This window comes from Propionivibrio sp. (genome assembly GCF_049316945.1).
In the GTDB taxonomy this organism is placed as follows: Bacteria; Pseudomonadota; Gammaproteobacteria; order Burkholderiales; family Rhodocyclaceae; genus Propionivibrio.
The window spans coordinates 1-14,875 of record NZ_JBMOJE010000117.1; the positions used below are offsets into that span (position 1 = coordinate 1).

A 14,875-nucleotide genomic window follows, 5' to 3' on the forward strand; every position below is an offset into this window, starting at 1 on the left:
CAAAGCCATTGCCAATAAGCGGCAACGCAGCTACGGGCGACGGCAACGGCTGGCCTGACCCGCAACCGATGACCGAAAAAGTGGAGCCCGAGCCCTATCCGCTTGACGCCCTGCCGGAGATGGTTCGTCTCGCAGTAGAAGAAGTAGCACGTTTCGTACAGGCTCCTTTCCCGATGGTGGCATCTTGCGCATTGTCGGCATTGTCGCTGGCGATACAGGCCCACGTCGACGTCAAGCGAGCGGAAAGACTGACCGGGCCAGTCAGTGCGTACTGGTTAATCATCGCGGACTCAGGAGAACGTAAATCGACCTGCGACGGTTTCTTTTCCAGGGCGATCATCGACTACCAAACGGCGCAAGCCGAGTCCGCAAAGCCAGTGCTGAAAAACTACCGGGCAGAGTGCGAGGTATGGGAAGCGAAGCGAGGTGGTATCAAAGACAAGATTCGCCAGCTTGCCAAAGAGGGTAAATCGACTTCAATCATGGAATCGTCACTGCATGATCTGGAATTCGAGAAGCCGGAAGCGCCAAGAATACCGAGGCTGATTTACTCTGACGTGACACCTGAGAAGTTGGCTTACAGTCTAGCGAAAGAATGGCCGTCGGGCGGCATAGTCAGTGCAGAAGGTGGAATCGTTTTTGGTTCGCACGGCATGGGCGGCGATTCTGTCATGCGCAATTTGGCAACGTTAAATCAACTTTGGGACGGCAACAACCTGACCATTGACCGCAAAACATCAGAATCATTTACGGTACGTGGCGCACGCCTGACGATGGCGCTGCAAGTGCAGGAGCAAACACTAAGGTCGTTCTTCAAACAGTCCGGCGACCTCGCGCGGGGTACTGGCTTTCTCGCACGGTTCTTGGTGGCATGGCCGGAATCCACACAAGGCACACGTCCATTTGCTGACGCCCCTGACAACTGGCCTGCGCTGGCTGCATTCAATCGGCGGATTACTGAAATCCTGAACCAACCTGTTCCAATTGATGATGACGGGGTATTGACTCCGTTGATGCTGGATTTAGCACCTGTCGCTAAAGAAGCATGGGTTGAGTATCACGATGCAATCGAAAGGAGTTTAGCCAGCGGTGGCGACCTGCATGATGTTCGTGATGTTGCCAGTAAATCGGCTGACAACGCGGTACGCCTGGCGGCGCTATTCCAAGTGTTCGAGCACGGCGCAAGCACGGTCAGTCTGGATTCGTTTGATTCGGCCAGCAGAATATCAGCGTGGAACCTGACGGAATCCAAACGTTTCTTTGGCGAGCTTGCACTACCGGCTGAAATGGCGGCGGCGGCTCGTTTGGATAGCTGGCTGATCGAGCATTGCCGAAGGGAGAGAACGCACTTCGTTGGAAAGCGTAATGCTCGCCAGCACGGGCCAATTCGGAATGGCGAGGCACTTGATGCTGCGATCCGCGAGCTTACCGACCTCGACCGCGTTCGCATCGTCAAGGAAGGGAAACGGATAACAATTCAATTGAACCCGGCGCTGATGACTGACGTGGTGGCTATATGAGTTTATCGGCGCTGATTAAAAAACGCGAGCGAGGAACTGTTGCTACTGTGCCAAAGGAGCAACCTGTTTTGTCAGTTGCTACAGCTACAGTTGCTACAGTTGCTACAGTTGCACTTAAAACGCTACCAAGTGTAGCAAGTGTAGCAAGTGTAGCCGTAGCAAACCCTCAAACAGTCCAGGCGGCGAACGACACCAAGGGCGCGGTGGCGGCGGTTCCAGTCGGCAATGAAACCATGCTGCGGATACCGAACCCGGACGAAGCGGAGCAACTGCGCAAGCTGGTTCAGTACGTCTATCAGAATGACTCGGAGGGCGACCGCAACGAGGCACTTGACGCGGCGATGGCTGATGTTGATGCTGCGATTGAGTGCTACAAGGCCGTTGTGCTGGAGCGTGGCCTGACTCCTGTCATTGCCGATGATCGGCGCACCTGTCGCCAGTGCTCGAACCTCAGCTACACAGGCGCGTGCTCAGCGGCGAAACCGGGCGGGGCGCTATCGGCGGTCAAGGGTTATCGGCCTGGGGCGCTATGGCTTGAAAATCCACATAGGTGCGAAGCGTTTGAGGGAAAGCCATGATCCCCGATGACGAAACACCAAACCGGGTAAAGCCGATGATGCCCAAAGACGATGCCGGGGTGCAGGCCATGCACGGCGCACTGATTTTGCAGCATGAGAAAATCGAAGCCCTGAAGCGGCAACTAAAAAAGGCACGCTCCGATGGCCGGTATCTGAAATCGCAGTTGGACTTTTCGGAAAGGTGCAATGGGTTTGCCGGTGGAATCAATTTTCCTTCCGGGATGCTCGATAGGCTGATTCGGCTTTGTCACCCGGACAAGCACGGCGGCAGCGAGACTGCGACGATGGCGACCGCGTGGTTATTGAGCCAGAGGCCGTGATGACCTACTTGATGTTGCGCTGGGCCGGAATTCTGGCTGAGAAAGTTACCGTGAAAAACCGCACTTCTTGAGCAAAAAGAAAGAAAAATCTGATGACAACGAAAAACAAAACGCCTTCTATTCTTGGCACCGACAAAGAGCAAGAAGCAAGGTCAGCCAAGGCCGAATTTATGATGCAGCCTGAAATCGGCGCGGCACTTGTGGTATCGACGTTCACTAAATCATCCGGGTTAAATTGTGTCGACTTCATAGAACCACTCATTGACTCCATGAAGGATGTGCGCAGCGGGAACATGGTGCGAGTCGAAAGCATGCTGCTGGGGCAGGCGGTCGCTTTGGAAAGCATCTTCGTCAACCTCGCGCAACGGGCGGCTGGTCAAGATCAACTCAGCACGTTCGAAGTCTTCCTGAAAATGGCGATGAGAGCTCAAAGCCAAAGCAGGGCAACACTGGAAACGCTGGCGGCGATCAAGAATCCACCTGTGTGCTTTGCGCGGCAAGCCAACGTGACAACCGGGCCGATGCAGGTCAACAACGGCACGGCAGCACCGCGCACGCAAGAAAAAGAAATTCCGCGAAACAAAGTATTGGAGGCACAGCATGGCAACTACTTGGACACCCCAGCGACGGGCGCAACAATCGGCGGCAATCAGGCGCTGGAAACCGTGGGCGCAATCGACCGGGCCGAAGTCGGCAAAAGGTAGAACGACTGTATCGCAGAATGCCTACAAGGGCGGGTTCAGGGCGCAACTGCGGGAACTGTCGAATCTGCTACGGGAACAACGCGACGAATTAAAACGGATCGGGTAATGCGTTCAGGCACTCCATGATTTAAGTGACAGTCACAAAATAGGCCAGCATTTAGTCCGGTTTTTCGTGTCATGGCTAATCAGTCAAGCGCATACAGAATTGGTGGGCTGAATGATGGGTTTTTAAAAAAGCTCGCCTGTAAGCACTGCAAATGCTAGGTAGTGCTAGGATACACTATCTGAACCGTTACCTGGAAATATCCATGAAACAATCCGGGGCCACCATGCGCCCTTTGCCAGAGGAAACACGAATGGATCTCCTGTTGTGGCGTCACGCCGAAGCCGTGGAAGGCTCACCCGACTTGGGGCGCAAGCTGACCGTGCGCGGCGAAAAGCAGGCTCGGCAAATGGCCGAGTGGCTCGACAAGCACGCCCCGAACAATTTGCGCATACTGGTCAGCCCGGCGTTGCGCTGCCAGCAAACCGCGCGCGCGCTCGGCCGGCCTTTCGCTACCGATAAGCGGCTGGGCACCGACAGCAATGTCTCCAATCTTCTCGCCGCTGTCGGCTGGCCGGATGGCGGCGAAAAAGGCTCAGGAAAAAGCGCCGTGCTCGTTGTCGGCCATCAACCAACCCTCGGCCAGACCGCCGCCCTGCTCCTTTCCGGAGAGGAGGCCAGTTGGACGATCAAGAAGGGTGCCCTGTGGTGGTTCTCCAACCGCACCCGGCAAGGAGAGACGCAGACGGTACTGCAGGCGGCGATTCCCTCGCTCTGACAGGCCGCTGCGTCCAGTGAAGTGCTAACGCAGCAACTGCGCCGTACAACAAAAAATCAATCAGGGAATCCGGTGGTTAATCTTTCTTCACTTTCAGCGCCAACTCGTACATCGCATTCTTCCCCGCGCCAGTGATTGAATGCGCCAGTTTCGCCGCCTGCTTGACCGGCAGTCCTTCGTCGAGCAGCAATTTGAGAACGCGCTCGCCTTCGCCGTCGTCACCGGCCTCCGGCGCACCTGAAACGAGCAGAACGAATTCACCGCGCTGGCGGTTGGTGTCCGCCATCAGCCAGTCGAGCGCATCGCCGAGCGGGCAACTGTGGATTGTCTCGAACAGTTTGGTCAGCTCACGCGCCATCACCAGCGTACGTTCGGGGCCATAGACCGCAGCCAGTGCCTCGACCGTTTCCAGGATGCGGTGTGGTGCTTCATAGAAAACCAGCGCATAGGGCAGGGTGGCCACAGCGCGAAGGGCTTCTTCACGCTGCCGGGTCTTGGTCGGCAGAAATCCGTAGAACAGAAAATGCGACTCAGTCAGGCCGGAGGCCGATAACGCGGCGACGGCAGCGCACGGTCCGGGCAGTGGTACGACACGAAAACCGGCTGTCCGCACCCGCGCCACCAAACGCGCACCGGGGTCGGAAATGGCCGGCGTACCGGCATCGGAAATGAGCGCTACCGACTCGCCGGCGGCCAGGCGAGCAATCACCTGCTGGGCGGCGGCTTCCTCGTTGTGCTGGTGCGCCGCCAGCAGGCGGGCGGTGCAGCCGTAGTGCTTGAGCAAAGGGGCGCTATGGCGCGTATCCTCGGCGGCAACCCACGATACCTGGCGCAATACATCAATGGCGCGCTGCGTCATGTCGCCAAGGTTCCCTATCGGCGTTGGCACTACATATAATGCGGGAGATTCTTCCGTCATGGCGGTCACAAATTCAATGGGCAACAACGATACCACGACCAGCGCCGGCAAGCTTGCCGAGGATCTGGCCGCACACTTTCTCGAAAAGCGCGGCTTCACCGTAGTGGCGCGCAACTTTCACTGTCGTGGCGGTGAAATCGACCTGGTTTGCCGGGACGGAAAAGTGCTCGTTTTCGTCGAGGTTCGCCTGCGCCGAAATGCAGCCTACGGTGGCGCGGGCGCCAGCATTACCACGACCAAGCAGCGGCGCATCATTCTTGCCGCGCAGCATTATCTGCTTGCCAACACAAGAGCCGAGTGCGACTGCCGCTTCGACTGCGTTTTGCTCGATGGTGCAAACATTGAATGGGTGCGTGATGCGTTTGCTGCGGGTTAGTCTTCTCATCGCCTGCCTGGTGGCCTCGCCGCTGCTCAGTGCCGAGTCGGTGAAAATCCTCGTGCAGAGTTCGCCGCTGGCCGGCAGCCAATACTATGCCGTCGCCAAAGTATGGAACGAGATCCGGCTGGGTGACCGCCTGATGCTGACCCGGGAACCAGATAATCACCATGACCGCAACGCGGTACGCGTCGACTGGAACGGCGAGCAACTCGGCTACATTCCACGCGCCGAGAACCGCGCCGTGGCGCAGGCGCTTGATAGCGGCGAGAAGCTGGAAGCGCGGGTTTCGAAATTGCGTGACGACCCCGATCCCTGGCGGCGAGTCGAGTTTGAGGTCTATCTGATCCTCTGATGTTAGACTAGCGTCCTATTTCACGGACCCGGCACTCATTACCATGGATTTGATTTCACGTATCAGCCAGCACTTTCAGGAAAGCGCACAGACCAAACTCGACGCCATCGAAATGCTCGCGGCACCGATTGCCGAGGCCGCCGAGGCCATGGTTGGCTGCCTGTTGGGCAACGGCAAGATTCTCGCCTGCGGCAACGGCGGCTCGGCTGCCGATGCCCAGCACTTTGCCGCCGAACTGGTTGGTCGCTTTGAAATGGAGCGCCAGGGGCTGGCGGCCATCGCACTGACCACTGACAGTTCGATCATGACTGCGATCGCCAATGACTACAGCTACAAGGCTATTTTTGACAAACAGGTGCGCGCGCTCGGGCAGGCCGGAGACGTACTGCTGGCCATCTCGACCTCGGGCAATTCAGCCAATATCATCGAGGCCATTCACGCCGCTCACGACAACGATTTACGCGTTGTCGCGTTAACCGGCAAAGGCGGCGGTGAAATTGCTGAGCTGCTACGCGACACCGATGTCCATATCAGCGTGCCTTCGGACCGAACGGCACGCATTCAGGAAGTCCATTTACTGATCATCCACTGTTTGTGCGATGGCATTGACTGCCTGCTTTTAGGAGTAGACGAATGAACAAACACATCATTGCCGGGCTGCTGCTTGGCGCCACCGTCCTTTCCCTGCTGCAGGGCTGCGTTCCTGTGGTTGTAGCCGGCGCCACGGCGGGTGCATTGGCCACCTTCGACCGGCGTTCGCTCGGCACGCAAACCGAAGACGAAACCATCGAGTGGAAATCGAGCGCCCGCCTCGGCGAGAAGTTTGGCGACAAGGCACACCTTAACTTCACGAGCTTCAACCGCAAGGTGTTGCTGACCGGCGAAGTGCCTACCGCCGAAGATAAGGCCGAGGCTGAACGCATCGTCACCGAAGTACCCAACGTGCAGGGTGTCTATAACGAAATAACAGTCGGCCCCATCAGCTCGTTCTCGGATCGCAGCAACGATTCCTTCATCACCTCCAAGGTCAAGAGCCGCTCGGTCGATTCCGGGAAATACAATCCGGTGCATGTAAAGGTGGTCACCGAAGCCGGCGTTGTCTTCCTGCTGGGAATGGTGACCCAGCCCGAGGCCAACTCGGCCATCAACGTTGCGCGCACCACTGCCGGGGTCAAGAAAGTGGTCAACCTGCTGGAGATCATCACCCCAGCCAAGGCCAGAGAGCTCGACTTTTCCCAGTCGAACGGCAAGCAACCGCCAGCGGAAGTGAAAAACCCGTAAATCCCTTTACGATATTTCAAATATTCGTCTCTGCAAGCCAAGCAAAAAGGCGTTCTACAAGCCTGCATGCTGGATCGCCAATGAATACGCCATTCTTCAGCGGTATGGCTTGTAGGTCGTTTATTCATGCGGCTTTCAGGCATGCGACTGGCAGCGATATAGCCCTGGCCTCCGGCCAATAGCGGCTACTTGAGGTGAGCTTCCTGGTAATCCAGAATCTCCTCCAGGTGGTGCATGACTTCATCGCCGATTTCGTTTTCGCGCCACAAGCGAATCAATTCCTTTCGCTCAGCCAGGATCGCTGCGTGGCGCAGGCGCGTCACAAATTCGTTACGCGGCATCTGCTCCAGGCCTTCCGGGGCGGCTACCGATATCCGGTCGTCGATTTCAGCCCGCAGTTGATCGGCCCACTCCATCGGAGCGCCTTCGGAGACCATGATTTTGTCGATGGCCGAAAGTGCCGCTGCGCTCATTCCGGCGCGTACGCGCTGCTGTTCCCTCTGGATATTCCAGTCAGAACCCACCTTGAGCTTGCGAATCAGGTAGGGCAATGTTAGCCCTTGTCCGATAAGCGTTGCCGCGATGACAAAAAACGAGAGAAAGATAATCAGGTCACGATACGGAAACGGGGCGCCATTGGGCAGCGTAACCGGCAGAGCCAGCGCGGCGGCCAGCGAAACGATGCCGCGCATGCCGCACCAACCGACAATGCTCAACTCCGGCTTGCCCAGCGTTGGCTCGTCTTCACGCAAGCTGCCACTCAGCCAGCGCGGCAGCCAGGTAAACGGATACACCCAGGCGAAGCGAACGATGATCGCCACAGCACTTATGGCGACGCCCCAGTAGAAAAGTTCAGCCATCGCGTAAATGGACAGCTTTTCCACTACATCCGACATCTGGATGCCAATCAGGATGAAAATCAGACTGTTCAGCAGGAAGACGAAAAGTTTCCAGACCGAGCGCCCAATGATGCGCATTTCGGCGGACACGATCTCCGGCGAATATCGCCCCCGCACCAGCCCGGCCGCGACGACGGCCAGGACCCCCGACACATGCACTGACTCAGCGACGATATAGGCTGCGTAGGGGATGATAAGCGCGGTTAGCACCTCGATAAATGGATCGCCAAGACGCTTGTGAATGGCGATGAACAGGAAGGCGAACACGATGCCCAACGCAATGCCGCCGAGCGACACAATGGAGAATTGAACGCTCGCCTCGAACAACGAGAAGGCCCCGGTCAGCGTTGCGGCGATGGCGAATTTGTAGATCACCAGGCCGGAAGCATCGTTCACCAGGCTTTCCCCCTCCAGCACCGTGACAATTCGGCGCGGAATATTGAGCCTGGAAAGGATGGCGGTGGCCGCTACCGCGTCGGGCGGAGAAACGATGGCGCCGAGGACAAAGGCGGCGGCCCAGGGAACACCCGGCACCAGCAGTTTGAATACCGCGCCGATGGTCAGCGTAGTGGCGATTACCAGTCCGATTGCCAGCAGGCTGATTGGGCGGATATTGGCCTTGAAATCGCTCCACGAAGTCAGCAAAGCCGTCTGGTAAAGGATGGGTGGCAAAACCACGATCAGGATCAACTGCGGGTCAAACGGGAACTGCGGCAGCTTCGGTATGAAACCAAGCAGGAGCCCGCCGACGACAAGTGCGATCGGATAAGGAAACTTGAAGTGCCGGGCAATCCACCCCAAGGCCACGGCAAACAACAGCAAAAGGATAACGAGTTCGATTAATAGCATGGTTGATCAATGACTGATGGTTATTCAAATCCGGGAACCTGGTGGGCTCAGGGTTCGCCGACAAGGTTTCGAGCGGCAGGAAGATCAAAGTGGTCAGCATCGCACTTATTTCAGCGAAAAATGAATGCGATGCAGCCCCCCTTTAGCCGACCAAAATTCAGCGGCGAGCGAAGCGAGCCCGCTGGAATGTAGAGGCAGGCAAAGGCTGTGACGGGGCAGTGATGTGTTTCCAACCTTCTGCTTCGCTTTGAATTTCGGATTTTCGAATCTCTTCGGCGATGCGCCGGATGTCAAAACCAGATTCTTCGGCTAAAGCCTCTTTGATCGCTCTTACCTCAATGATGATTTCGTCATTCATTTTCTTCTCCAAGCAGTTCTTCCGGTGTGCAGATAAAGGGTAGCAGCAAACCAATACTTTCCAGATGCTCTGCGATGCGTGCCTGAATGACTGGATTGGCAATGTGCCGGCAGTTCCATGTCAGCAAGAAATCCATGCTGTGAGCGGTAGCGATGGCGACATGTAAAGCATCTTCAGCCGCCTTCTTCGGGACAATGCCCAGGGTCAGCAGTGATTCGGCAATTTCAATGGCTTTTTCGCTGATGGCCAATGACGAAAACTCGCGCACCGCGTCCAATCTGCGGCGGGCGGCAGTCGGATCTCCAGCCCTACATTCTCTGATAACACGTCGGAAACAAAACAACGGTAAAGGTTGCGACGAACCCACCACCGCCGAGTGACCAGTTGATGAGCCACGCCGATCAAGGAACTACTCTCTCGTGCAGAAAGATAGCTCACGATGGAAGTTTCAACGTAAACGGATGGCAGTGAATTTTCCATATTTACACCGAAAAAAACGTAGATTAACGTTGTCTTCGCCGTCACGCCAGCGCCGGCTTTTTTTGCAAACCGAATGCGGCCCCTTTAATGGCTCATCAGGCAAACAAGAATCCAAAATTACTAAAATCTCCGTTCTAGAGGCACGGCGGTAATCGTGGTCTGACCCCTATTGGTCTTTGCTAATCGAGTTGGTGCATTACACGGTGGTGCATTTCAGTCTAGAGGAAAGCCTGTTAACCCGTTATGGATATCCTGATCTCGGAAAACCGGGGACAGACCACTGTTCATTGATCTAAACCTCCCATGGCTAAAGCCAGGGGATGTTCCGTTGAGAACCGAAGTATCGATAGGGTCAGACTCGAATGATTTTGGTACTAAACAACGTTCAACTACATTGATCGATGGAGTCTGACCCCATCGATCCTTGTTGTTGATTTGCATTCAAGGCTTTATGCGGCTAACAGGTTGTGAAGACGCTCGGCGGTAGAAGCCTGAACCTCAACGGATTCAAAAAGATTTGCCGGGTACAGGTAGTCTTCTCCGGAATCATCAATCACTCTCACCATCCCGTGAGAATCTTCCGGTTCAATGGCTTCGTAGAGACGCCCTAACGTAAGGTCGCTGGTAGAGAAGTCTCCACACCCTTCGCGAGAAATGCAGACCAAAAATCTCATATCCATTTCTTCACCTTCAATTTAACCTTGCCAATTCCATGCGCCTCGTACCAGTGAATCTCGGCATAAGCGCTTGCACCATCCGGAAAGAGTACTTTTGCGACACCCTTTTTCTTCTTCCAGTTCCCTTGCCCAAACTGATTTCTCAGCCCACCCAACTCCCGGATACCATTGCCCTCGGCAATGGTTTCAACGTGTTCAATCGTGCCGAGAATCTTCAAATCCATGAGGACATTCTAGTTAAAACCCACTGCATCTGCTAAATTGTTTTGCTCTGCAGTACAAAAACGGCATCACAGATATTATTGTGGCGATGAAATCGCCCAGGGCACGGCGAACGGCAACACCCGCTTGCGCAAATGAGATTTTCAGACTCTCCAAGGCTTTGCCAATAGGGTTATAACGGAACCTGAGTAACGGCAAATCCGATAATGACATGATTGCGCAGTTGCCGGAATCAAACGAAGAAAAGCCCCGTCGTTTTGGCGGGGGGCTTTGGGGTAGCTCAGGGGCGATCAGGAAACCGTGGTCTGTCCTGTCAGCCTACGGTTTCCATGCTGCTTCCATACAACCTGCGTCAATAGGCGCTCTTCAGGCCGCATGTCGTGAAAGGCGCATGAATAGGCGATCCTGCTGCTTATGCCTCAAAGAAGCCCGTATTCATTGGCTTGCAGCCATTAATTTTTTCAATCTACGCAGCAACCAGCCAATGACCGGCAACTTGGCATAAAGCTCCTCGGCCGCATCCCAGTAGTCGCGGTGCCAGAGCACTTTGCCCTCGGCATTGAACTTGAGGTGAGATGCGCCGCGCATGACCTGCGATTTGCCGTCTCCCCACAGGCGCACGCGGTAGTAAAACTCCCACACCAGCAGCGCACCGTTTTCGTCGACTATCCGTTCGATGATCTTGAAGCGTGGCTCTGCAACCTGGCCAAACATGTGCGTGAAAATGCGCTGGATCGGGAGCACGCCGCGCACCTCGTTGAAGGGGTCCTTGAACCAGGCGTCTTCGGCGTAGAAATCGGGGAAATGGGTGACGCTTTCCGGGCTCAGGTTCTCGTAAAAGGCGATCAGCGAATCGAGGGTTTTCGCGTTGCTCATGTCACGCATCTCATATTCCTTCAGGCGCCGGTCATTCGGCGCACCAGCGGGAAATACAGCCAGTACGGCAAATGGGCGAGCAGTTTCATTACCCGCGTGAAGCGCTTCGGGTAGTCGATCTCGAAAGCACGCCCGGAAAAACCGGCCAGCGTCGCCTTGGCGGCGGCTTCCGGTGTCAGCAGGGCGGGCATGGAAAAGTCGTTTTGTGCGGTCAGCGGCGTCGCGACAAAACCCGGATTGATCAGGCGCACACCGATTCCTTTCGGCGCCAGGTCGATATACAGTGCCTCGGCAAAGTTGATCAGCGCGGCCTTGGTCGGGCCGTAGATCAGCGACTTTGGCAAGCCGCGATAACCGGCGACACTGGCCACGAAGCCGATCTGGCCATGGCCCTGACGCAGCAGTTGCGGCACGACGCAGGCGGTGAAGGTCACGGCACCGACGAAGTTCACTTCGATCATGCGTCGCGCCCTGGCGGCGTCCAGTTCCCAGGCGCGCATTGGTACGTAATCGCCGGCCAGGTAGATCGCCACGTCCACCCCGTCCCACGCGGCTAGAAGCTTATTCCATGCGGCTTGCAGGCTCGTTTCATCGGACGCATCGCAGGGTAGCAGCAAGGCTTCTCCGGCACCATCGACCACCTTTTCCAGCCGCGACAGGCTACGGGCGGAAAGTGCCACGCGGGCACCGCGCGCCAGCAGCAATTGGCCAAGCGCGGCACCGATGCCGCTCGATGCGCCGAGTAACCAGACGCGCTTGCCCTGCCAGTCGGTGATCTTCGGATTCACGGCTTCAGCGCTTGGTGAAACTCAGCGTCACTTCGCCAAGGCGGAAACCGAACTTGCTCATCGCCGAGCGATTGAGCATGATCTTGTCGTCAATCAGGAACATCCAGTCGTCAAAATCGACGTTCCACACCTTGCCATCGACCGGCAGCGCCAGTACATAACGCCAGCGCAGGGCATTGCCAGCGGCTTCGCCCTGCGCCTCGCCGACCACGTCATCGGCGCGGCCGACATAGTGCGACGCGTCGACGCGGGTGATGGTCCATACCCGGCGCGATGTCGTTCCGTCCGACCAACTGAAGTTTTCATCGAGCGTGCCAACATCAACACCGTCGCGTTTCTCCCACTTGGCGTCGATCACCACATGGAAGCGCTTGATCACCTCGCCCGAGCGGTCCTGAAACATTCCCCAGCCGTCGAGGGTGCCGTTGAAGTATTGCGCCAGATCGAGCACCGGTTGTTGCGCCCGGTAGCGTTCGACCGGCGTGCCGGCACAGCCGCCCAGCCCGAGCACGCCAAAGGTACAGAAAGCAAGCAACAGGGTTTTCATGATGATGACTCCAGAGTATTCCGCCAGCGCCAGGCGAGCACGGCGGCAATGGTTTTGAAGAGCAGCGGCAGCAGGCAATAAACTGCCGACAGGCCGGCCGTTGATTCGAAGTCGCCGGGTCGGTAGCCGGCCAGATCAAGCAAGGGCAGCGACAGACCGGCAGCGAGCGCGAGATTGAGCTTGGCGACCAGATTCCACCAGCCGAAGTAGCCCCCGGCCTGGGCTGAATTGTTTTGCTCGGTGCCACCACCTTCAGCAATATCGGCTAGTAGCGCCGCCGGCAGCGTGAGATCCGCGCCCAGCGCTGCACCGGAGAGCAGGCAGATCACGGCGAAAGCCTGCAGATCACCCGCGCCAAGAGTCCACGCCCACGAAAAGGCGGCGACGGCTAGCAGCATTGAGGCCACCCAGGCCGGAACCCGGCCAAAGCGCTGAGCAAGAGCCACCCACAGCGGCAGGAAGGCGATGCCGCTGATGAAGTAAAGCGCCAGGAAAGCCCCGCTCCACACTTCGGCCTGCAACACGTCGGCGACAAAGAAAAGCACCAGCGTCGCCGGTAACGCTGCGGCGATCCCGTTCACCACAAAAACGGCCAGCAAGCGACGAAAGCGGAGGTTGCCGAGAACGCGCCACAGATCGCCAAGCAGCTTGCCGCCAGCCGGCTGACGCTGCACGGAGGCCGGCGTGCCAAACAAGGTCAGCGCTCCGAGCAGGAAGAGCAGCGGTACAAAGGTCCACGCCAGCCAGGAAAGCCCTTGCGCCGTATCGCTTGAGACGAGTCCGGGCAAGGCCGCCGCCAACACCACGCCGATCAGGCCGAAGCCCTCGCGGCTCGCCGTCAGGCGCGTGCGCTCGCCGGAATCACGCCCCAGTTCGGAACCCCAGGCCTGATACGCGACGCTGGCCAGCGAAAAAGCGAAATAGGTCAGCAGCATCGACCCCATCAGCCACAGCGGCGCGCCGACCTGCGGAGGATGCAGCAAGGCCACCATGCCGAGCGCCAGCAAGGGCAGCGCCAGCAGGATCAGGCGCTGACGTTTCGCCGTGCGATCGCTCCAGCCACCGAGTAGCGGATCAATCCCGGCGTCGGCCAGGCGCGCCGCCAGCAACAGGACGCCAAGCAGGCTCAGGCTCATTCCCGGGATTTCGGCGTAGAGGCGCGGCACATGCACATACACCGGCAGCGCCGCCATGGCCAAGGGCAAGCCAAACGCGCCGTAAGCAAAGAACTGACGACGTGGCATCGGCTCAGCCGCAGCCAGCACGCCAATCACGCTCATCCTTCCGGTCGCTTGATCTGCGCCAGCAGGATCATCCGTCTCACGGCCGATGCGCCAATTCAAACTGCATGACATCGGTGCAGCCGCTATTGAAACCGGCCTGGCAGTAGGCGAAGTAAAAACGCCACAGCCGACGGAAGCGCTCGTCGAAGCCTAGCGCCACGATGGCCGGATACTGCTGTTCGAAGTTGGCCGACCAGGCGGCGAGGGTGCGCGAGTAATCCTCACCGAAAGCGAATTCATCGCGGACTACCAAGCCGGCTTTGGCTGCCTGCCGGCGAAAAGCCGACGGGCTGGGCAGCATGCCGCCGGGGAAAACGTGCTGCTGGATGAAGTCGGTGCCCTTGCGATAGCGGGGGAATAATGCATCCTGGATGGTGATGCTCTGCACCACGGCGCGGCCTTCCGGGGCCAGCATCCGCTGCAGTGTTTTGAAATAGTTCGGCCACCAGCGCTCGCCGACAGCCTCAACCATCTCGATCGAAACGATGTGGTCGAACTGTTCGCTGGCCAGGTCGCGGTAGTCGCACAGTTCAAGCCGCACCTGACCCTCCAGTCCAGCACCCGAGATTCGCTGGCAGGCGTATTCGAACTGCGCCGGCGAGAGGGTTACGCCAACCACCTCGACGCCGGCCTCGCGGGCGGCGGTTTCGGCAAAACCACCCCAGCCGCAGCCGATTTCGAGGATGCGCTGACCGGGTTTTGCTTTGAGGCGGCTCAGGATACGGCGGTACTTGGCCAGTTGGGCAAATTCCATCGAGCGCTTGGCGTCGCCGGAATAAAGGGCGCTGGAGTAGCTCAGGGTCGAATCGAGCCACAGCCGGTAAAAATCGTTGCCCAGATCGTAGTGCGCCATGATGTTGCGGCGTGACCCGGTACGCGTGTTGGCATTGAAGAAATGGCGCAGGCGAGCCGAAAACAGGCCCCACCACTGCCCATAGACCGCGTGCGAGAGCGCTTCGCGGTTGTTGGCTCAGACTTCCTGATCCAGTCCGTATTTATTCAGTATTTATAGGAAATTAGTT

General features: G+C 57.5%; 20 protein-coding genes. 9 read left to right on the forward strand and 11 right to left on the reverse strand.

Annotation, left to right across the window (positions count from 1 at the left end):
* The 5 genes from ACOYNV_RS20560 to ACOYNV_RS20580 form a co-directional block, all read left to right on the forward strand.
* Positions 1–1,520: YfjI family protein (locus tag ACOYNV_RS20560; RefSeq protein ID WP_422901680.1), on the forward strand; the 1,520-nt coding region annotated here is incomplete at its 5' end.
* A gap of 68 nt (positions 1,521–1,588) precedes the next feature.
* Complete coding sequence (locus tag ACOYNV_RS20565) at positions 1,589–2,098, forward strand: hypothetical protein (protein WP_422901681.1); 510 nt, start codon at positions 1,589–1,591, stop codon at positions 2,096–2,098.
* Positions 2,095–2,418 carry a hypothetical protein gene (locus ACOYNV_RS20570; protein ID WP_422901682.1) on the forward strand — a complete coding sequence of 108 codons (324 nt, stop codon included), beginning with the start codon at positions 2,095–2,097 and terminating at the stop codon, positions 2,416–2,418. The genes ACOYNV_RS20565 and ACOYNV_RS20570 overlap by 4 nt, the downstream gene beginning before the upstream one ends.
* Positions 2,419–2,510: 92 nt before the next feature.
* Complete coding sequence (locus ACOYNV_RS20575) at positions 2,511–3,122, forward strand: hypothetical protein (RefSeq protein WP_422901683.1); 612 nt, start codon at positions 2,511–2,513, stop codon at positions 3,120–3,122.
* Positions 3,123–3,478: 356 nt separating this feature from the next.
* Complete coding sequence (locus ACOYNV_RS20580; RefSeq protein WP_422901698.1) at positions 3,479–3,943, forward strand: SixA phosphatase family protein; 465 nt, start codon at positions 3,479–3,481, stop codon at positions 3,941–3,943.
* Between the two features lie 76 nt (positions 3,944–4,019).
* On the opposite strand, the gene rsmI is transcribed toward ACOYNV_RS20580, so the two are convergent.
* Positions 4,020–4,862, reverse strand: a complete 843-nt coding sequence (gene rsmI / locus ACOYNV_RS20585) for a 16S rRNA (cytidine(1402)-2'-O)-methyltransferase (protein ID WP_422901684.1) — start codon at positions 4,860–4,862, stop codon at positions 4,020–4,022.
* Here rsmI and ACOYNV_RS20590 point away from each other — a divergent pair.
* The 4 genes from ACOYNV_RS20590 to ACOYNV_RS20605 are packed head-to-tail and all read left to right on the forward strand — an operon-like array spanning position 4,861 to position 6,874.
* Entirely contained in the window at positions 4,861–5,238 is a 378-nt protein-coding gene (locus ACOYNV_RS20590) for a YraN family protein (protein ID WP_422901685.1), read from the forward strand. The two genes, rsmI and ACOYNV_RS20590, sit on opposite strands and share 2 nt — an antisense overlap.
* Positions 5,219–5,593: an HIRAN domain-containing protein gene (locus ACOYNV_RS20595; protein WP_422901699.1), complete on the forward strand. Its 375-nt coding sequence runs from the start codon at positions 5,219–5,221 to the stop codon at positions 5,591–5,593. Before ACOYNV_RS20590 ends, ACOYNV_RS20595 begins: the two co-directional genes overlap by 20 nt.
* Before the next feature lie 43 nt (positions 5,594–5,636).
* A complete protein-coding gene (locus tag ACOYNV_RS20600) occupies positions 5,637–6,230 on the forward strand; it encodes a phosphoheptose isomerase (RefSeq protein WP_422901686.1) in 594 nt (197 codons plus the stop codon).
* Positions 6,227–6,874, forward strand: a complete 648-nt coding sequence (locus ACOYNV_RS20605) for a BON domain-containing protein (RefSeq protein ID WP_422901687.1) — start codon at positions 6,227–6,229, stop codon at positions 6,872–6,874. Before ACOYNV_RS20600 ends, ACOYNV_RS20605 begins: the two co-directional genes overlap by 4 nt.
* Positions 6,875–7,059: 185 nt before the next feature.
* Here the strand turns inward: ACOYNV_RS20605 and ACOYNV_RS20610 are convergent, their stop codons facing one another.
* The 10 genes from ACOYNV_RS20610 to ACOYNV_RS20655 all read right to left on the reverse strand — a co-directional run bounded on the left by ACOYNV_RS20610 (position 7,060) and on the right by ACOYNV_RS20655 (position 14,706).
* Entirely contained in the window at positions 7,060–8,622 is a 1,563-nt protein-coding gene (locus tag ACOYNV_RS20610; RefSeq protein ID WP_422901688.1) for a Na+/H+ antiporter, read from the reverse strand.
* 157 nt (positions 8,623–8,779) lie between these two features.
* A complete protein-coding gene (locus tag ACOYNV_RS20615) occupies positions 8,780–8,980 on the reverse strand; it encodes a hypothetical protein (protein ID WP_422901689.1) in 201 nt (66 codons plus the stop codon).
* A complete protein-coding gene (locus ACOYNV_RS20620; RefSeq protein ID WP_422901690.1) occupies positions 8,973–9,347 on the reverse strand; it encodes a type II toxin-antitoxin system VapC family toxin in 375 nt (124 codons plus the stop codon). The genes ACOYNV_RS20615 and ACOYNV_RS20620 overlap by 8 nt, the downstream gene beginning before the upstream one ends.
* A 562-nt stretch (positions 9,348–9,909) precedes the next feature.
* The gene (locus ACOYNV_RS20625; protein WP_422901691.1) at positions 9,910–10,140 is read right to left on the reverse strand and encodes a hypothetical protein; all 231 of its coding nucleotides are present in this window, start codon (positions 10,138–10,140) and stop codon (positions 9,910–9,912) included.
* A complete protein-coding gene (locus ACOYNV_RS20630) occupies positions 10,131–10,361 on the reverse strand; it encodes a hypothetical protein (protein WP_422901692.1) in 231 nt (76 codons plus the stop codon). The genes ACOYNV_RS20625 and ACOYNV_RS20630 overlap by 10 nt, the downstream gene beginning before the upstream one ends.
* A gap of 433 nt (positions 10,362–10,794) precedes the next feature.
* Positions 10,795–11,235 carry a nuclear transport factor 2 family protein gene (locus tag ACOYNV_RS20635; RefSeq protein WP_422901693.1) on the reverse strand — a complete coding sequence of 147 codons (441 nt, stop codon included), beginning with the start codon at positions 11,233–11,235 and terminating at the stop codon, positions 10,795–10,797.
* A 20-nt stretch (positions 11,236–11,255) separates the two neighbouring features.
* Positions 11,256–12,023, reverse strand: a complete 768-nt coding sequence (locus ACOYNV_RS20640; protein ID WP_422901694.1) for an SDR family NAD(P)-dependent oxidoreductase — start codon at positions 12,021–12,023, stop codon at positions 11,256–11,258.
* A gap of 4 nt (positions 12,024–12,027) precedes the next feature.
* Entirely contained in the window at positions 12,028–12,570 is a 543-nt protein-coding gene (locus ACOYNV_RS20645) for a DUF3833 domain-containing protein (protein WP_422901695.1), read from the reverse strand.
* Positions 12,567–13,925, reverse strand: a complete 1,359-nt coding sequence (locus ACOYNV_RS20650; RefSeq protein ID WP_422901696.1) for an MFS transporter — start codon at positions 13,923–13,925, stop codon at positions 12,567–12,569. Before ACOYNV_RS20650 ends, ACOYNV_RS20645 begins: the two co-directional genes overlap by 4 nt.
* On the reverse strand, positions 13,891–14,706 hold the full coding sequence (locus tag ACOYNV_RS20655; RefSeq protein ID WP_422901697.1) for a class I SAM-dependent methyltransferase: 816 nt from the start codon (positions 14,704–14,706) through the stop codon (positions 13,891–13,893). Before ACOYNV_RS20655 ends, ACOYNV_RS20650 begins: the two co-directional genes overlap by 35 nt.
* Positions 14,707–14,875 lie beyond the last annotated feature (169 nt).

Coding starts and splice junctions, on each gene's coding strand:
- ACOYNV_RS20570 (WP_422901682.1), top strand. CDS start 2,095: ATGATCCCCGATGACGAAACACCAAACCGGGTAAAGCCGATGATGCCC.
- ACOYNV_RS20575 (WP_422901683.1), top strand. CDS start 2,511: ATGACAACGAAAAACAAAACGCCTTCTATTCTTGGCACCGACAAAGAG.
- ACOYNV_RS20580 (WP_422901698.1), top strand. CDS start 3,479: ATGGATCTCCTGTTGTGGCGTCACGCCGAAGCCGTGGAAGGCTCACCC.
- ACOYNV_RS20590 (WP_422901685.1), top strand. CDS start 4,861: ATGGCGGTCACAAATTCAATGGGCAACAACGATACCACGACCAGCGCC.
- rsmI (WP_422901684.1), bottom strand. CDS start 4,862: ATGACGGAAGAATCTCCCGCATTATATGTAGTGCCAACGCCGATAGGG.
- ACOYNV_RS20595 (WP_422901699.1), top strand. CDS start 5,219: ATGCGTTTGCTGCGGGTTAGTCTTCTCATCGCCTGCCTGGTGGCCTCG.
- ACOYNV_RS20600 (WP_422901686.1), top strand. CDS start 5,637: ATGGATTTGATTTCACGTATCAGCCAGCACTTTCAGGAAAGCGCACAG.
- ACOYNV_RS20605 (WP_422901687.1), top strand. CDS start 6,227: ATGAACAAACACATCATTGCCGGGCTGCTGCTTGGCGCCACCGTCCTT.
- ACOYNV_RS20610 (WP_422901688.1), bottom strand. CDS start 8,622: ATGCTATTAATCGAACTCGTTATCCTTTTGCTGTTGTTTGCCGTGGCC.
- ACOYNV_RS20615 (WP_422901689.1), bottom strand. CDS start 8,980: ATGAATGACGAAATCATCATTGAGGTAAGAGCGATCAAAGAGGCTTTA.
- ACOYNV_RS20625 (WP_422901691.1), bottom strand. CDS start 10,140: ATGGATATGAGATTTTTGGTCTGCATTTCTCGCGAAGGGTGTGGAGAC.
- ACOYNV_RS20630 (WP_422901692.1), bottom strand. CDS start 10,361: ATGGATTTGAAGATTCTCGGCACGATTGAACACGTTGAAACCATTGCC.
- ACOYNV_RS20635 (WP_422901693.1), bottom strand. CDS start 11,235: ATGAGCAACGCGAAAACCCTCGATTCGCTGATCGCCTTTTACGAGAAC.
- ACOYNV_RS20645 (WP_422901695.1), bottom strand. CDS start 12,570: ATGAAAACCCTGTTGCTTGCTTTCTGTACCTTTGGCGTGCTCGGGCTG.
- ACOYNV_RS20650 (WP_422901696.1), bottom strand. CDS start 13,925: ATGTCATGCAGTTTGAATTGGCGCATCGGCCGTGAGACGGATGATCCT.
- ACOYNV_RS20655 (WP_422901697.1), bottom strand. CDS start 14,706: ATGGCGCACTACGATCTGGGCAACGATTTTTACCGGCTGTGGCTCGAT.